The following is a 17863-nucleotide window of genomic DNA, read 5'->3' on the forward strand; positions in this document are numbered from 1 at the left end:
ACGTTATTTGGGGTCGTAAGTGTAGAATGATAAGAACGGATAAAAAGTTAAACCAGTAAAGTAAAACTGGTTCCTCATCCCTCCCTATATCACTCAAAAAGGAGAAGTTATTCAACAATCAGTTTTGGTACGCAGGTGCTGATCCCGAATTCAAGGACTTCCCCGAATTCCTCGAGGGTTTCGTAGAGCTCGAATTCCTGACCGTCGGGATTAACTGCAAAAATCGTATCCCCAAGCATTGCCTGGGAGGCATACCCACAGTTTGCGGCTTCTACGGCTTCAATAACGTCCCTTGCCCGGTCACTAAGGAGACCTGTTTTGCTGGCAAAGTCCTTTGCATGGAGCATGAAGTTCTCAAGGGTGGGCTTTTCAAGCAGTTCGGACATTGCAGCTTTCCCGGCTGCGTTGATCTTGCTGGCTGTAGCTCCGTCGCTCAGCACGGCGTCGGTGGAAATTTCCCCAAGCACGATGCAAAAGACCTGAGCTTCAGGTGCGGGAATCCTGTCCACGCTGCCAAAGAAAGACCCTCCCGGCCTGAGCCTTATCACCACCCCTCCGTTGGACTGGGCTGCAATGTCCCCGAGCCCGCTCCTGTTGACTACTTCAGCCACATGGGCATATTCGGTCAGATTTTTTGCCGTTTGGTTCAGGGACAGCGCCCTGTTGAGGGAATAAGCGGCTCCGATGGCTCCGGCTCCGGAAGCTCCAAACCCGCAGCCTACCGGAATTTCAGCCCAGCTTTTAACCCTAACAGGTACGTCAGTTATCAGATCGATCACAGTCCTTGTGGTTTTGCCTTCGACTCTTTTCCCGTTCAGGAAGATCTCGGTTTCGTCAACCGATTCCCCCACCTTTACCTCGGTGGTCACTCCCCCGTTCAGGACGATCCCACAGCCGGTAGAACCTTTATGGTGTGGGTCTTCATGCTCGTGGATCTGAAAAAAACCTGTGATGTGCCCGGGAGCATAAGCTTTTGCTGAAACGTCTGTCCCTTCATTTTCGTATTCATACATATAAAACGCCTTTTTTAGCTCATTTTTGCGGAATCAGAATCCCGGCCACCTCTTTCAGGATAGAGGCCGCGATTTTTCGCTTGTTTCCGCTTACATGGAGAGGGTCGCATTCCCCCTTCCTTATAAGGTAAATTTCGTTCTCTTCCGTGCCCATTCCGCCTTTCAAGACGTCGTTTGCAGCTATCATGTCCAGCTTTGAACTTTCCAGAGTTGCGGCTGCTCTTCGGAGCAGTTCTTCTTCCGGGACTCCGGTTTCGGCTTTAAAGCCCACGATCAAAAGGGCGGGGTGCCTTTCCCGGCATTCCTTTATAAGTTTGCGGGTGGGTTGCAGTTTCAGTTCAAGCCCCCCTCCGGATTTAATTTTTTCAGGAGCCTTTTCGACGGTGTAGTCGGCAATAGCAGCCGAGCTTATCAGGACGTCGTACCCTTTTTCCAGCTCCTTTTGTACGGCTTCGGTCATTTCCTCAGCGCTTTCGGCAAAGATTTCCATAATTCCGGAAAAACCGAGCCTGTCCCGGTGCACGAGGGTGACTTCCGCCCCCTTCCGGTAGGCTTCAAGAGCGAGTTCCCTCCCCGTTTTTCCGGAGGCACGGTTTGTAAGAATGCGGATCGGATCAAGACTTTCAGCAGTGGAACCGCTTGTGATGAGGATTCGCTTCCCTTTTAACTCTTCCCCGCAAAGTGCCCTTTCCGTTTCAAGTACTATTTCTTCGTTAGGGGAAATTTTCGCAATCCCCTCTTCGATTTTGGGCCCCACGAAGGGAATTCCCCACCCTTTTAGTTTCCGGATGTTTTCCACAACTGCAGGGTGCCGGTACATGGACTCGTGCATTGCGGGAACTATCATAACCTGGACGCTTGAGCCAAGTGCCGTTGTAGCAAAGGAGGTGACCGATGTGTCGTCGATCCCGTGAGCGATTTTCCCAATGCTATTTGCGGTTGCGGGGGCTATCAAGAGGAGGTCTGCCCTTCCTTTGAGCCCGCAAAATTCCACATGTTCGACCCTGCCCCCCAGTTCCGTGATAACGGGGTTCCCGGTGGCATAGTACATGGCGTCGGGATGAAGAATGTGCCTGGCCGCATCGGTCATAACCGCATGGACTTCCGCCCCGTTCCGGATCAGTTCCCGGGCAAGTTCCACCACCCTGACAGCTGCAATGCTGCCAGTCACTCCGAGGACAACAGTTTTTCCGGTCAGAGAAGAACTTTTCTGCCCCTGAATCCAGAGTGTCGGGTGAGTATTTTGAATATGTTGGGTATTTTGAATGTGTTGAGGATTTTGGATGTGTTGGGTATTTTGAATGTGTTGAGGATTTTGGATGTGTTGAGTTTTGTTAGAGTTTGAAGGGTTGCGTTGAACCGGTTTCTCGCTATTCAGACCCATCAGGTCCGGACTGTTTCTTTCAGGAATATTTTTGTCGTCGGGACTTTCCTGTCCCGGGGCCCTCCAATTAGGAGCTGCCTGACCTGAATGGTTGCAACCGGAATGATTACAACCTGAATGGTTGTGGCCTGAATGGTTAGGGGAATCTTCCGCTGGGCTTTTCATTTTGGCACCGAAATGATCAGTAGGAATTAAATCAGTATAAAATTGGCTGTCTTTTTTGAAAAAATCTTGAAAACAGAAAGACATTAAATATGATATTCTTAAAACTTTCGAAATATGAAGAGCGATTAAAAAAGATATAGAGGTTATGCATTCTAATATGTAAACTGATCAGATCAAAGGTTGGTCAGATCAAAGGTTGGTCAAATCAAAGGTTGGTCAAATCAAAGGTTTTATCAGATCAGAGAGTTTTTCAGATCAGAGAGTTAATAGGATCACAGGGATCGGACTGAACGGTTTTCAAAAATACTGGCACGGCGTTCAAAGTGTTCACAGTATAAATCAGTGTTCCAATCAGTGTTCCAGGTCACATTATTTCTTGTGATTAAGGTGCAGGCAGGTAGGCAGATGATTGATAAAAAAGGTTTGAAGAAAAGTGTAAGTCCGGGTGGAAAGAACGGTAAGGCCCAGCCAAAAGACGGCAAAAAAGAAGTTACCGAAGAGGTAAAAAAGAGTCTTGGAAGTCTTTTCGGGAAAGTCTCCGGGAAAGACCAGCTCGAACTGGAGATCGACAGGCTCAATTCCCATATCGTAGAGCTTGAAATTGATATGAAGACCATGGAAGGACAGCTCGCAAAAAAAGAAATCCTGGCAAGGGACTCGGTCGCTGCCAGGCAGGAAGCCGAATCCCGCCTGAACCAGGAGCTTGTCAAAATGCAGACCCTCAGCCATGAACTCGAAACCCTCAGAGTTGAAGCTCCTGAAAAGATCAAGTTCCGCGGGATAGAGACCCTCAGCCCTTCCGCCATGGAGGCTTACTTCTCCAAGCTCTCTTCCTTCCGCACCCCCGGAGAAGACCTGCTTACCGTTTACCTGCCCCCCGGAACTGCCCTATCCGATGTGCTAAGTGAAAAAATCCTCTCCTACCTGGACGAAGAGACCCGTGCCCTTCTGGACAGGCTTAACCCCGAAACCGGTCTCGTCCTCTTCCACGACATCCACCGCATGGTCTCGGAAGCAGTAGTCCCTTCCATCCCGATAATGACGTCTGCCTGGTACTTTAAGGACCACTTTGAGACAAGCGCCCTGGAAGGAAACCAGGAAGCCGAATGCCGCATTCTCATCCTCCTTCTTCACGCCGGGGAGTCTTTCGTAGGTTTTGCTCCCGACCGCCTGGCCTTTGACGCCGAAGAACTCGTCCGCAGCAGTGTTAAGGAAAAACACAGCAAAGGAGGCTTTTCCCAGCGCCGCTTCGAACGCCTCAGGGAAGAAGACATCGCCCACCACCTGGCAAAGGTCATGGAAACCGTAAACAAAATCCTCGAAGAAAATGCCCCTGTTGACTGCGTCATCATGAGCGGGGAGCCCCAGCTCCTGAGAGAAGTTGAAAAGCGCCTGCCCCTTGATATCGAGGTTATTGAAAAGTCAATGGACCTTAAGCTGGAGAAAATAAGTGGTGACGAGGTAATGAGAAGCGTATTGAGTTGCCGCAGGTATCTACTTTGAAGGCCGAATTCTGCTTCGCCAGCCGAGTTGCACCAGCCGAGTTGCGGCTCGGCAGTGCGCAGTCCTTTTCGGTCGCTGCACTTCCTCAAGAGGACTGAAAGCTATCCAATCAACCAACCAACCGTAATAATGTATTCAGGTCGTTATTGTTCCTTTTTACCTGTAAACGGCCTGGTTCTGCCTGCATCTTGAGAGAGGCCATTACAAACACAGATGTTTCATTTTCTCTTTTCCGTGCTTGAAATGGATCAGCTTTTCTTTACATTTATTTGAGAAATATTGGACTTTGGTTTTTGTTGTTTGTTGTTTCTCAGGATTTAATATTTCTCAACCCACACGCTGGGGCGTGAGTGACAGGGCATACAGAATACGACTAATACGGTTGTCCCGGCTTTTAGTCCTCTTGAAGAAGTGAAACGGAAGGCGTACTGCAGTGCTTCACCTGGATGGCGCAGGCAGGGAATAATAACAGAAAATATATATTTAATGGCTGAATTATATCGCATAGAAATATTCCCATAATAGCGGATTTTGCGCAATCTATATTATCTTTCAGCGCAGGGAAATAGCACCATGGCAAGAGATAGACGAGATTATTATTATCATCAAGCTAAAGAGGAAGGCTACCGGTCCAGGGCTTCCTTTAAGCTTAAGCAGATCAATGAAAAATACAAGCTCATTAAGCGTGGGGACTCGGTTGTGGATTTAGGGGCGGCACCCGGAGGGTGGCTGCAGATCGCAAAGGAGCTTTCCGGAGGGAAGGTCCTGGGCGTGGACCTCCAGAGGATCGCGCCGATTGATGGAGTGAAGACCGTCCGGGGAGACATCAACGCGGATTCGACAATTAAGAAGATCATCGAAGTTGTCGGGCAGAAGGGTGCGGATGTCGTTATCTGTGATGCGGCGCCCAACCTCTCAGGAAACTGGTCTTATGACCATGCACGGTCCATTGAACTTACCACCTCTGCCCTGGAATGTGCGAAGAAGATCCTGAAGCCGAATGGGAATTTCGTGGTAAAGGTCTTCCAGGGGGACATGTTCAAAGACTACATGGATAAGGTGAAAGACAATTTCGTGCGGACTACAGCCTATTCCCCCAAGGCGTCGAGATCCCAGAGTGCGGAGACCTATATCATCGGGAAGAAGTTCCTGACCGCACCGATGAGGCGGGGAGACGAGTTCACCGTCGAGATCGAAAAACTCGGTTCCAGCGGAGACGGGGCTGTGCTTGTCGACGGCTTCGTAGTCTTCGTAAAGGAAGTCGAGGTAGGGGAGAAAGTAAAGATCAAAATTCAGGACGTAAAGCCGAACTTCGCCTTTGCCGATGTAGAGGAAAGGCTTGGGAAAGTTTGAATAAGTTTTTAAATAGGGTAGTTCGTTAAATTATAGAAAATAGATATAAAACAAAAAAATAAAATGAAATATAGAAAATAAAATGAAATATAGAAAACAAAATGAAATTTAGAAAACAAAATTAAAAGTAGAGATTCAACGGTAGATAACGAAATTCCCGAAAAATGGTGATTCTTTTGATTGACCTGCACACGCACTCGATTTTCAGTGACGGGGAACTGATCCCCAGCGAACTGGTCCGCAGGGCCGTGATGAAAGGCTATACGGCCATTGCGATTACAGACCATGCTGATTATACAAATCTCGAACAGCTCATTGAAGCCTCCCAGAAAGCAAAGTACCTGGAGGACGAATGGGATATCAAGGTCATGTCAGGTGTTGAGCTGACACATGTGCCGCCCCGGAAAATCGGCCCCATGGCAAAGAAAGCAAAAGAGCTCGGAGCCGAGATTGTAGTTGTACACGGGGAAACCACCACCGAACCTGTCGCCCCCGGGACAAACGCGGCTGCCGCAGCCTGCCAGTATGTTGACGTCCTGGCGCACCCCGGCCTGATCTCCCTGGAAGACGTCGAAAACGCAGCCGGAAATGATGTTTCCCTCGAACTAACAGCCCGAAACGGGCACAACAGGACTAATGGCCATGTCGCCCGGCTGGCTCTTGAAGTCGATGCCGTCCTGGTGGTTAATACGGACGCCCATGCCCCGGAAGACCTCATAACCGACGAAACAGCCATGCAGGTTGCAATGGGAGCCGGACTTACCGAAGCCCAGGCAAAAAAAGTATTAAAATCCTCAAGATCGATTGCATGTCCTATCTGAGTCCTTTTCCAGGGCTCCAGATAGTTTTAATTCCTTATTCTTGATTGCTTTTTCTGAATTTTCCCCAATTTTTTCCTAATTTTTCTCTCGATCCTTTTCTCGATCCTTTTCTCGAATGTTCACACAAGTCCCCGGAAAATCACCCTTGATGCCACTGTCGAGACCGCAAACACAAGAATTGAAAGAGGGAGCATGCAGGCGAGGTCGTACTTTAACTGCGTCCGGTCTCCCCCGTATTCCACTGCACCTGCGAAGCGGGTAAGGACGGCGGTTATCAGGGCAACGTAGATTCCTATTGCGAGCAGGAACTGGTCAGGAGGGATGGACTGGACAAAGGTATCGGGGCTGACTTTTACAGGCATGGAGGAAAGGTCTGCCGGGACCCTGCTCACCCTGGTTGCGACCTGGTTCAGGATTTTTGTGATCACTTCGGAAAGGGCAAGGGTAATTCCTGCTATCAGGGGGGCAAAGATGGCTGCCGTGGAGCGCATGGTTGAGGTTACGTCGTAAAGGGAACGGCGGATTCTTTCTTCCACTCCGGCGAGTTCTTTCAGGTGGTCTGCAAGCTTGATCACGGCTGCCCCTGCGGCTTCATGGTTCTTGTGGGCGCTTTCCGTAAAGAGAAGCATGGTATTTTTTATCCGTTCCGAGTAGACATTCCGGAAAGCCCCGAACTCCTCGTCAAAGATCGCGGCTTTAAGGGTTGTCCGCATGCTGAGGAGGTTTACTGCAATCTGTTCGAAGGCATCCCCGATTCTGGAGCCTTCCATAGCCTTTGCGGTGTGGGCAAAGGCTTCTTCGGGGGCTTTTCCTTCCGAAATCCTTCTTCCGAGCACGAAGAGGGAGTCCGAAAATTCCCTTTCCATGTCCTTTATCCGGTCCCTTATTTTCTTGTAAGGTGCGGAAGAAAGGTAGAGGTAAACCGAAATTCCCACTGTCCCGCCCACAACCAGGGGGAGGGTAGGAGGCAGGAGCCCTTCCAGGGGAGTTGTGGAAACGAGTCCTCCCGGGTTTCCGGCCTTGAGCAGGAAGTAGCCTGAAGGGATTATCAGGCCAGAGGCTAAAATTGCAAGTACGAGAGCTATCTGCTTTTTCTGCCTGATATCCGAAAGGTCGGGGTGGGAGTCCGGGATCCGGAGTGGTATGAAGGCAAGAGGCCTTTGCATGAGGATGAATTCGGAGTAAAGGGCTGCAAGAGCCGGGAAAATAACATCGTAAAGAAGGACAAGGTCGGTTAGCTCCAGCCTGACCCCAACGACCGTTACCGCTGGCAGGAGTGCGACCAGGGCGAGGGGGACCAGGATGAAAATGGAGTAGAGGACGTAACTTGGAGTCTTCAGTTTTGCAGCAAAAGCTTCCATCAAGCTTTCCGTGCCTTCCAGGCTGATGTCCAGGGCGCGGTTTAAGGTGATAACCCGCTGGGCTTCGTCGGGTTCGGCTGTGGAACTTTTGATCAGGTGCAAAGAGCGTTTGAAGTACTCGCTATTCCTGCCCCAGAGGTCTGCAAAGGAAAGCAGGGCTTCGTCCATTCCGCTGTAGGTCCTCAGGTTCAGGTCCCAGATCAGCTTTTTCAGGTCCTTTGCAAGGGGCCTTTCCGAATTGCGGGCTGCAAAGAGTACGGCATGCTCAACATTTGGGACCAGTTTCATGGACATGATGATGTAGCTCAGGACTTCGGGGATGTCTCCAAGGGAGGCGATCTTCATGAGCTTTGCATGGATCTTCACGTATTCGCTCAGGTAGTAAAGTACGCAGAAGGGTACAAAAACGGTCAGTAATCCCATTAGGGAAAGGGTCCGGAGATCGAAACTCTTCGTCAGGAGCAGGAAAAGGTCAAGCCCGAAGAGGATCAGGAATACCGCCAGGGTCCCGAAATAAGAAAAAAACACGGTCTCGAAAGCTTCCAGGTCAAAACCCGTGAAGCGGAGGGCGTCCCTGTACTCCCGGCTCACGCTCTGCTCGCATTTCCGGCTGAAAGCGTCCGGGTCGGGAACAGCATCCCCCCATTTCCTGGCCGTGCCCTTACATGCCTTTACATACCAGTTACTTTCTCCCACTTCCCAGGTCCCCCCTATTTCTCTGAAAATTCAAGCCCCCGGATATGCTCTGGCAAAGTTTTCGAACCATTTTTCCCAGCGGCTGTAAAGTTCTTCGAAATCGACTTCAAAGTCTGTTCCAAAGTCTGTTTCAAAGCCTGCTTCAAAGCAGGGTGTAAAATTTAGTTCGGATTCAATTCCTGCTTTGGTCCCGGTTTCAATTTCTGATTTGCTGCACGTTTCAATTCCTGCTTCATTACCGGGCCCCGTTCCGGTTTCCGGCTCGAATCCCGGTTTAAACCCGGTTTTCTCCCTGTTTTTCATGGAGTCCATGAGCAGCCAGAAAATATTGTTTGCTTCGCTCACGGCTTCGGCTTCCAGCAATCCAGGCCTTCTTTTGCCTTCTTCTGCGATCTTTTCTTTTATCCGGGTCCTGATTTCGATGTTTTTCAGGGCCTGGTCTATGGAAATCCCCCACTTCAGGGCAATTTTTCCAATTAATTCGGACTGTCCCTGTTCAAGCACTTCCCCGGGGAACAGGCTGTCCCGGGCCGCATCGTAAGTCATGATGTTCGTGAAAAGTTCTCCAGGTTCCGGGTTTTCGATGGGGGAACCGGTGATTTCAGCAATTTGGCTTACCCGCTTTAGCTTTTGCATGCTCCCCCCGGGCCTTATTGTAGAGCAGATAATTACGGCGTCCGTGGCTTTGAATGAGGCTGGAGGGACCCCCAGGGTGTGGACAATTCTTTCGTATACATTTTCCGCGGAAGAGCCGTGGATTGTCCCAATCACAGAGTTCCCGGCCTGTCCCACCTGCATGGCTTCGTAGAGCACCTTCACTTCAGGTCCCCTGACTTCCCCGATAACCAGAGACGAACTTCCAAGGCGCAGGGCTGCCCGAAGTGCAGTTTCGGGGCTTATTTCCGCCCCGGACTTCAGCACGGAAGAGTGCGAACTCATCCCCTGCACCTTCCAGCCCAGGCCCTGGAGTTTTTCAATAGGGAGCTCGTGGGTGTCCTCGATTGTGAGGACCCGGTACTTCTGGGGGATTTCAAGGAGCATGGCCGAGAGGAGCGAGGTCTTTCCTGCCCCAACCTCCCCTGCAATCAGCACGGAAGCCTGCCCGTCCATGAGGAAACTTAAAAGCCCGGCTGAAAAGGAGGAGATCGAACCCGTATTGACCAGTTTCGGGAGAGTCCAGGGGTCCCGGGCGTGTTTGCGGAAAGCATAGGCAAGCCCGTTTGCACTCAGGGGGTCTCCTATCACCGAGACCCTCACCCCGAAGTCCTCCAGGTTCAGTTCCAGCACTGGAACCGCTTCCCCAAACGGCCTCCCGCTGATAGTCCTGAACCTTGAGACCAGGGCATCCAGGTCGTCCTGAGAGAGAAAGACGTTGCTAACGCACTCCTCCCCATCCAGGACAACATGCACGGCGTTCAGGTCCGCAGGGGCGTTGATGTATACGTCCGTAACCCGGGGGTCCGAGAGGAGGTCTTCTACGATCCCGAGCCCGTTTGTGTAGCGGGCAAGCAGGTCGGAATAACTTTCCAGCTCTTCAGGAGAGACGGACTTTTCCCCGGAGAGCAGCTCTTCGAGCAGGAACTCCCGTGCCATGCTCCTGAAGTATTTCCTTGCCCCCGCAGGGTCTGTAAAAGCAAGGTCCCCGGGCCGGTGCCGGATCATCCTTTTCCTGACCTTTTCGAGCAGCCGGAGTTCCTCAGGGCGCAGGTTGTACTCAGGAGGCCTGATCATGTAAAGTTTCTCGGGCCTGTCCGTGTAGCGGTAGATGGAAACCTCAAGCACCCTTTCGTCTCTTTCGTCCCTGCTGCTTATGTCGTAGCACTCCAGAAACTCGGTGTTCCGGGGAGTTTCGGTGTAGATCCGGGAGCTGGAAAACGGAGGCCTTACATGGGGCTTGATCCGGCTTTCGTATTCAAAGAAAACGTCAGTAGTGCTTACGTCAGGGTTTGTGCCTTCATTTTTGGCTATGGATTCACCTTCTCTTCCTCCCCTTCCTTCCCTTCCTTCTCTTCCCTCTCTCCCATTTTCTCCCTGCTGCAATAAGGATTTCAGGATTTGTGCAGGGGTCTGTGCAGGATTATGCTGCATCTCTCCAGGTGCCAGTTCCCCTGATGTATCCGCAAGCAGATTTTCGGCGCTCCACCCGGTTTCCCCGGCAGGAACGGAAAAATCATGATTTTGCAGGGCAGGAATTTTTACCGGCATATTCGGGAGAACCGGGGCTTTCTCCAGCATTTCATAAAGTAGCTGGTAGAACCGTTCCGAACAGCTCGCGCATTCGGGGGAATCTCCGGGAACTTTCTTTAGCCCCTTTACCTGAATGAACATGCTCAGGGCCAGGCGGGCTTTCATTGGGTCATATTCCGCATTTTCGACCAGAATTTCCATGAAGGCTTTGCGCTCCCCCAGGCATTCGCTTTTCTCAGGCCGGGTGCATGGTCCCGGAACCATTTTCATACCCCCGTATCCGATGACGCTTTCCCAAAAACCTGAAAGGGCATAGAGAGACTCCAGGGCTTTTCCCTCATAATCCCGTTCATAGAGCCTGGAAAGCACCAGGCAGTCGGCATGCACTTCCTTTCTCAGGATACCGAAGATTTTCCTGCGGCAGTCCGGATCATTAAGAGAGGACTCGGAATCGCACTCTTTGCAGTTGATCACAATCGTTTTCCGGTTTTTAGTGTGCCTGTTCTTGTAGGGGCAGAGTTCCTCTTCCTCTTTGCCCTGCCCGCGCAACTGCTCCAAATTGAGACAACTAACCGTATCCACAATTTTTGCTATCAAGTCCAGAATTCAATCCCCCATTTCCCCAAAATTTTTACGATCAAAATTCTTACAAAGATACTCTTCAAATGTATTAAATTCTTTCTAATAATGGTGAAAATGGGCGATTAATTATTCATGAGTTATTATTTTATTAGGCTTTTCGTTATCTTGTGTGGGAAACCACCACAAAAACCAACATGGGCTTGAAGTGAAAATCACCTAATCCATAGAGAATGACGAAGAGCCTTTTATTATCAATGGTTGATTATGTATTAACAAATCCAGTTCTCATGGCTGACCGGCAACTGATTTGTGCCGCCATAGCGTCCGGCTTTAGAAATGATCCCTGCAGTTCCGGTCCTTTCTATCAACCGTTTAGGGGTATAGGGTAAAGCTGTTCAAACCTGCCCTCATTCTAATCCCGTGAAATTCGAAGGGATTGATATGGGACCCACAATTGGTCAGCGGATTGCTGACTGATTTCATCCTCATGGAGTCCGGAGCAGTGAGTGTAGGCTTAAGAATCCAGAACAGCTTTTGTTTCTTTGAGGAGGTTAGGCGGAAAATTGTTTCCGTCCCCCAAATTCCGCATACAGTGTCTGCGGAATTTGCTTATACATCAGGTAGAACTTGCGGTATTTTTCAAGGGGTAGCCGTAAAATTATAGAAAAGATGTTATGAAAATCCGCCTGGAAATGGTCCTCTTGAGCGAACGAAGTGAGCGAAAAGGACACCGTGCTCCCGGAGCGAAATTCGGGTGGGAAAGGCCAGTCACTTCGTGACCGGGGACTGCTGTCGGGACCCTGAATCATTGAAGGCCACGGATTCTGATATGAAGTAAGAAGGTGTCCAGGGTCATTAATCTCTATTTTTCGAATTCCTGGCGGCCAGGATGGTATTTCATGCTGTTTTGCCTCTGCACAAAGTGCAGCCTTCAGTAAATTGATGCAAAAGAAGACCACTAATAGGCCATGAATGGGTCATGAATGGGTCATGAATGGGTCATGAATGGGTCATGAATGGGTCATGAATGGGTCATGAATGGGTCATGAATGGGTCATGAATGGGTCATGAATGGGTCAAATAAACATTCTATTATTAATAAATTACGTAATTTATATTTATATGAACCTCAATGTGAATGGCTCTTGAATAACTTGTGAATAGCTTATGAATAGCTTATGAATTCAAATTTCCAAATTAAAACAAGCTGCGAATGGGTGACGAATGGCCATAAAAAGAATTGAATAGGCTTCAAGTTCAAAAATTAAGCACGTAGTGGATACTTTGTCCCTTTTCCCCTATCTGTTTGATCACTTTTTTATCTACCAGGTCCTGAAGATCACGTTTTGCCGTGGAAGCACTAACCTCGCAAATTTCCTGGTATTCTTTATTCGTTAACTGACCTTTTTCTTTGAGATGTCCTATAGCTTTTATCTGCCGGCTGCTCAAGCCGACCTGTCCGAATTTCTCTTTCATGGAACGGTCACTGCTCAGCTTCAGGACCGTTTTTTCTACCCTTGAAATTTCCACGGCAATGCCGAAAAGGAAATATTCGAGCCATTCGGTTAAATCCCTGTCTCCGGTGTCCGCACTTGAAAGGGCGGAGTAATAATCGGGGCGGTCTTTGTTGTAGTGTTCCTCAAGGGCGAAAAAACGCTTGGTATCAAAGCCTCTCTTTGTCAGGACCAAGGTGGCAAGAGCTCTTGCAGTTCTTCCGTTTCCGTCGACGAAGGGGTGGATCCTGGCAAGCTCGTGGTGAGCGATTCCTGCCTGCACGGCGGGCATGAGGTCAAAGGCATCTTCGCTGTTAAGCCACTCGACAAGGGCTTTTGTCAGGGAAGGAACTTCAGCAGGTCCCGGAGGGGTGTAGGTGACTTTCCCGGTTTTAGGGTCTCCGACAACGACCCGCACTTTCCGGTAGTTGCCGGCAGACTCATCAGGAAGGATATTTTTTGCCGTAAGCCTGTGGATTTCCAGGAGAAACTCTTCGGTTAGCGGTCCGTTTTCAGGCAGGGAATCGATATATTTCAGCACGTCCACGTAATTCCTGACTTCCATTTTGTCCTTTTCGTGGGCAAGAATCTCTTTTCCCTCGATAATGAGGCCCACTTCCTCAAGAGTCAGGGGGTTTCCCTCGATACTTGTCGTGTGGTGGGTCTGTTTTATCAGGGCATCTCGCTGGAGCTTTTTTTCCCACGCCGGAATTAGAGGGCTGTTTATGATAACTTCCCTGGCAGCCTGGACCCTTGCAAGCAGGCGAACGATTTTGTTTGTATACTTGAAATTAGGCTGAAACATCCACTTCTCCAACTTTCTATCCCTTATTAAAAGAGTTACTCCTTTTGTTATTAACTTACCGGGAATTTCTCAAGCAGCGGAAATAATTCAACCTTTTCAGGACAGGTATATTTTACAAAAATATACTTTGATAAAATAGTATATTTTACTAAAATACAATATCACATGGCTTATCGAATAATGTATATAAATAGTTATAAAACCCCGCACAAAAGCCCCCTTCCGGAGTGAAATACCGTGAATTCCATTTCAAGGAACTCGGCTATGTTAGTATTCAAAAATAGCTTCGATCTCTGACTCTGCCAGCCTCAAAACCTCTTCTTTAAGGGCGGGTACGTCCTCAAAAACAGCTGTGATTTCCCCTTTAAAGAGTTCCTGCCTCAGCTTTCTTCCCACGATGTCGTCATTTCCGGCAGCCAGCCTGAGAATGAGCGAACCCGGAAAGATCTCGGTCCGGTCGGCAAGGTCGTCGCAGTCCCCGTCCGTTATCCCCAGGATCGGGATTCCGAGCCTGTAGAGGATGTCCCCGGCAATGGCTGTTGTGTCGTCGCCCACGGTTACTGCAAGCTGCGCTCCGTCCGCCAGTTCGAATGAGTGTTCGGCGGCGTGGTCGATTAGCACGACTTTTCCTGCTCCGTTCAGGGGTATCGGCTTCAGGTCTAAGGGGCATGGTATCGGTTTCGAAGACTTCCGGAGGGAAGGTGCACTCCGCCTAACGCTTCCGCTCTTAATCCAGGCGTTTTCGAGGTCAATCGGCTCTTTTTTCTCGTAACTGTGGAGTTTTTCAAGGCCGTGTTCTTTTATCGTTCCGCCTTCTATGGCGGCAATAAAGCCGTTTTCTGAAACTATCTTCACTTCCGAAGAATTAGCTTTTCCGATCACGATCCCGTTTACAAGGATGTTTTCTCCCGGAAAGGCCCCGGAAAGCTTCCGGAAAACCTGTGTTTTGCCGGTTTCAGGGCATTTTTCGGTGCGGATGGAATCTATTTGCTGCCGGGAAAGATGTATGGTCTCGGCTGGGATGCCCAGGTTTACCGAGAGTTTTTCAGCGTAAACGTTTGCTTTTTTGTTTAGGGGGATCAACTTCCCGCAGCTGCCTCCCTGGCAGTCGGTTTTCTGACAGCCGCTTTTCTGACAGTCGGTTTCTGAAGTTCCCGAGTATTCGATCTGGAAAAGGGGCTTTTTATCGGGTTCCCGGAGGTGGGAGAACACAATTTTCCCGAAGGTCTTTCCCGTTTCAGGAGTTTTTCCCTGGTTTATAAGACACACAAGGTCGGAGTTTTCAAAAAAGGATTCTATGCAGGCACTTGGTTTTTGGTGGTTCCTGATGTCAATTCGCCCTTCAAGCCCGGCATCAAGGACCGCGGTCTTTCCCATGGTGCCGCCGAGTTTTGCTTCTACTTCCCCCAGGCAGGAGAGCTTTTCAAGGACTTTTTCTGCCTGCCCCGAATCGATAACTTCGGGGCCGTGGATAACTGCGCCGATCTTCATTTCCGTTCGTTTAATTTCGAAAAGAAACATATTAATATGTCCCTTCTACGTAGAATATTGTAGATTGTCTTGAAATTATGAGTAAGTTATTTCTGATTGATGGCGATTAAATAACGATTATTGGCGCTGATAAATTCTGATTTAATATTCTGATTTAATATTCTGATTTAATATTCTGATTTAATATTCTGATTAAAAAGGTGACCTGTATGGAAAAAGTAAAAATGACGTGGCTTGGACATTCCGCTTTTTTGTTTGAGGCTGAGAAAAAAGTACTGATTGACCCTTTTATCACCGGAAACCCGAAAGCTCCCTGTGGGCCGGAGGAACTGAACCCTGATATCATTGCCGTTACCCACGGGCACGCCGACCACCTGGGAGATACCATCGAGATCGGGGAGAGAGCTGGCTGCCGGATCGTTTCCATCCACGAGGTTGCAAACTACATCAAGTCAAAAGGGGTCTTTGCGGAAGGCATGAACAAAGGCGGGACTTTTGATGTTGACGGTGTCACCTTCACCATGACTGAAGCCCTTCATTCTTCTTCTATTGACGCCTCAGGTTTCAGTTTCGACGGGGGATGCCCTGCCGGTTTCGTGATCGGGATTGGCGGACATTCGATCTACCACGCAGGAGATACCGGAGTCTTCGGGGACATGCGGCTTATCGGGGAACTTTATGAGCCCGAGATAGCTTTCCTGCCTATCGGGAGCAAGTTTACCATGGGCATAAAGGAAGCCGTGAAAGCCGTGGAGCTGATAAAGCCGAAAATTGTGATCCCGATGCACTACAGCACCTTCGATGTGATCGAACAGGACCCTGAAGAGTTCAAGAAAGCAGTTGAAGAAAAGGGTGACACGAAGGTCATCATCATGAAGCCGGGGGAAACCCTGGAACTTTGATGCATGAATAAAATAAGGTACAAATAGACTCAAATAAAAATGAAAATCAGATCGAATCTGATCGAATAAACTCAAATAATATAAAAATCGGATCGAATCAGACCGAATAAAAATGAAAATTACCCAAAATCGAGTAAAATAAAAATGAAAATGGGCAAAAATTGAATAAAATCGGAAAAAATGCAGAATCCGGGGGGTTTCAGATCCCGAGTTTCTGTCTCTTTTCCATGATGTGCTGTTCTATCCCGTCGGCTGCCTTTCCGGCGTCTTGTTCAACTCTAAGGACCCCACCTGTCACTTCCCGACAGTCTTCGGTCAGGAGTTTGACAAGGTTCGGGCCTCCGGTGACAGTCGGGACGGGGTTTACGTAGGTGTAGAGCCCGAGTGCCAGGGCAAAGATGGCATCGATTGTGGCTTTCTGTTCCATATATTCAGGGGCTGCTGCGGCAACCGGAAGGTCCGGAACAGGAGCCCCCAGGACTGCGGAGATGGCTCCGAGAAGGTCGGCAAGCCTCCCGGTGTCGGTGCAGGTCCCGTAACTGAGCACGGGCGGGACGCCCAGAGCTTCACAGACCGCTTTCAGGCTGTCCCCGGCAAACTTCCGGGCTTCGGGAGAGCAGAGGCCAGCTACCTGCATAGCTCCGTTCCCGCAGCCCAGGGAGAGGACCAGGATGTTTCGCTTGATCAGCTCTTTTACCACGGCAACACTGTGCGTGTCCTGCCCGTAGTCCCGCAGGGTCGTGCAGGAGACCATGCCCACCACTCCTTTAATAGCGCCGCTTTTTATGGCGTCAAGGAGGGGGTCGAGGCTGCCTCCCAGGGCGTCCAGGATGCTCTCGGTTGAAAAGCCGACTACGGCTTCTTTCATCGGAAGTTGTTTTACCCCTTCGATGGATTTTTTCCGTTCCTTGAAGTTTTCGATCGCCATTTCCAGGAGCTTTGAAGCCTGCCTTCCAGCCTCTACAGGGTTATAGTTCAGGCGATCAGTGATGCCTTCGAAAGCCACGAGTTCGCTTACCGGCATGAGTTTGAACCCGTATTTTTCAGCGTAGAGGGGGGCAACGGGCAGGGAACAGTTCATGTCCGCGGCAAAAAGGTCCACAGCTCCGCTCGCAAACACGGCTTCCTGGGAAATCCAGTTACCCGTAAAGCCATAGAACACATCATCTTCCTCCCACCTCTGGATCATTTCCTGGCCTGTTTCTATGCTGGCAATAACCCTCAGCCCCTTTGCCCCTGCGGCTTTTGCCCTGTCCTGCCACTCCGGCTTCCGGGCAAGCTGGACCATGGCAAAACCAAGGAAGGGTTCGTGGCCGTTCGGGAGTACGTTTACATAATCAGGGTCAAGCACCCCGAGATCGACCCGCATTGAGTGGGGTTTTGGGATCCCGAAGAGGATATCCTGACAGTACTCGTTTACTATCTGGCTCTGGTACGCCATTGCAACGCCCAGACGCATGGCCTTCAGGGCCAGGCTTACGTAGTACCCGTCAACGTTTGTCAGGCAGGAGCTTGTGGAAAGCATCATTTCCCCGTAGATCCCTCCCGGGAATATCCCCAGTTCTTCCCACCTTTTCTTCCTTTCCGGAGGGGCAAGAGCCTCGACTATCAGGCTGGGTTCGTATGCCGGTTTGTTAAATTCCTTCTCCACGAATTCACAGAGCTTAAGGGCAATTTCCGCATCACTTCCCAGGGTTTCGATCCCCAGCCTACCCGCAAACGTCCTGAGTTTCTCCGGCTCTTTTATAGTGAAAGGGGTTTTGCCCTTTGCGGTTTCCCTGAGCGTCCGGATGGTCTGGTCCGTGTGATACTGGTAGGTGGATGTCCCCATCACGTTCCTTAGCAACATCATCCTCATTGCCATGCCGTCGGCGGTAATCCCGCAGACCCCTCTTTTGTCTTTGGCGGCATCCGCCCGGCAGGGGCCGTTGGAACAGAAGTCACAGCGGACGCCTCCCATACAGAACATGCACCGCTTATCCGGGTCTCCCCCCAGGCCCTGGGCTTCGTAGCGGTCCCAGACATTGGTCATGTTGTCCTGTTTAATTTTTTCGTACATTTTCTGTACGGATTCGTGATAAGAAATTCTCTCCTTATCCATTTGTTT

At 49.9% G+C, this 17863-nt stretch carries 11 protein-coding genes; 4 read left to right on the forward strand and 7 right to left on the reverse strand.

The window, feature by feature from the left end:
• Positions 1-107 precede the first annotated feature (107 nt).
• Together ACSAZK_RS05535 and coaBC are read right to left on the reverse strand one after the other, a co-directional pair.
• Entirely contained in the window at positions 108-1013 is a 906-nt protein-coding gene (locus ACSAZK_RS05535; protein ID WP_440956387.1) for a pantoate kinase, read from the reverse strand.
• A gap of 19 nt (positions 1014-1032) precedes the next feature.
• Positions 1033-2280: a bifunctional phosphopantothenoylcysteine decarboxylase/phosphopantothenate--cysteine ligase CoaBC gene (coaBC, locus tag ACSAZK_RS05540; protein WP_440957111.1), complete on the reverse strand. Its 1248-nt coding sequence runs from the start codon at positions 2278-2280 to the stop codon at positions 1033-1035.
• 687 nt (positions 2281-2967) lie between these two features.
• Between coaBC and ACSAZK_RS05545 the strand changes: the two genes are divergently transcribed.
• The 3 genes from ACSAZK_RS05545 (at position 2968) to ACSAZK_RS05555 (ending at position 6239) form a co-directional block, all read left to right on the forward strand.
• Positions 2968-4065 (forward strand): Vms1/Ankzf1 family peptidyl-tRNA hydrolase, encoded by a 1098-nt coding sequence (locus tag ACSAZK_RS05545; RefSeq protein WP_440956388.1) that lies wholly within the window; start codon positions 2968-2970, stop codon positions 4063-4065.
• Positions 4066-4638: 573 nt separating this feature from the next.
• Positions 4639-5418 carry a 23S rRNA (uridine(2552)-2'-O)-methyltransferase gene (locus ACSAZK_RS05550; protein ID WP_440956389.1) on the forward strand — a complete coding sequence of 260 codons (780 nt, stop codon included), beginning with the start codon at positions 4639-4641 and terminating at the stop codon, positions 5416-5418.
• 176 nt (positions 5419-5594) lie between these two features.
• Complete coding sequence (locus tag ACSAZK_RS05555) at positions 5595-6239, forward strand: histidinol phosphate phosphatase domain-containing protein (protein WP_440957112.1); 645 nt, start codon at positions 5595-5597, stop codon at positions 6237-6239.
• A 119-nt stretch (positions 6240-6358) separates the two neighbouring features.
• On the opposite strand, the gene ACSAZK_RS05560 is transcribed toward ACSAZK_RS05555, so the two are convergent.
• The 4 genes from ACSAZK_RS05560 to ACSAZK_RS05575 all read right to left on the reverse strand — a co-directional run bounded on the left by ACSAZK_RS05560 (position 6359) and on the right by ACSAZK_RS05575 (position 14854).
• The gene (locus ACSAZK_RS05560; RefSeq protein WP_440956390.1) at positions 6359-8296 is read right to left on the reverse strand and encodes a hypothetical protein; all 1938 of its coding nucleotides are present in this window, start codon (positions 8294-8296) and stop codon (positions 6359-6361) included.
• 30 nt (positions 8297-8326) lie between these two features.
• Positions 8327-11080, reverse strand: a complete 2754-nt coding sequence (locus tag ACSAZK_RS05565; RefSeq protein WP_440956391.1) for an ATPase, T2SS/T4P/T4SS family — start codon at positions 11078-11080, stop codon at positions 8327-8329.
• A 1242-nt stretch (positions 11081-12322) separates the two neighbouring features.
• A complete protein-coding gene (locus ACSAZK_RS05570; protein ID WP_440956392.1) occupies positions 12323-13363 on the reverse strand; it encodes a Fic family protein in 1041 nt (346 codons plus the stop codon).
• Positions 13364-13630: 267 nt separating this feature from the next.
• Complete coding sequence (locus ACSAZK_RS05575) at positions 13631-14854, reverse strand: DUF2117 family protein (protein ID WP_440956393.1); 1224 nt, start codon at positions 14852-14854, stop codon at positions 13631-13633.
• A gap of 209 nt (positions 14855-15063) precedes the next feature.
• Between ACSAZK_RS05575 and ACSAZK_RS05580 the strand changes: the two genes are divergently transcribed.
• On the forward strand, positions 15064-15756 hold the full coding sequence (locus ACSAZK_RS05580) for a metal-dependent hydrolase (protein ID WP_440956394.1): 693 nt from the start codon (positions 15064-15066) through the stop codon (positions 15754-15756).
• A 199-nt stretch (positions 15757-15955) separates the two neighbouring features.
• On the opposite strand, the gene cooS is transcribed toward ACSAZK_RS05580, so the two are convergent.
• Positions 15956-17857: an anaerobic carbon-monoxide dehydrogenase catalytic subunit gene (cooS, locus tag ACSAZK_RS05585; protein WP_440956395.1), complete on the reverse strand. Its 1902-nt coding sequence runs from the start codon at positions 17855-17857 to the stop codon at positions 15956-15958.
• Positions 17858-17863: the final 6 nt, after the last annotated feature.

Origin of the sequence: Methanosarcina sediminis, from assembly GCF_052056915.1 — an archaeon.
Classification (GTDB): Archaea; Halobacteriota; Methanosarcinia; order Methanosarcinales; family Methanosarcinaceae; genus MTP4.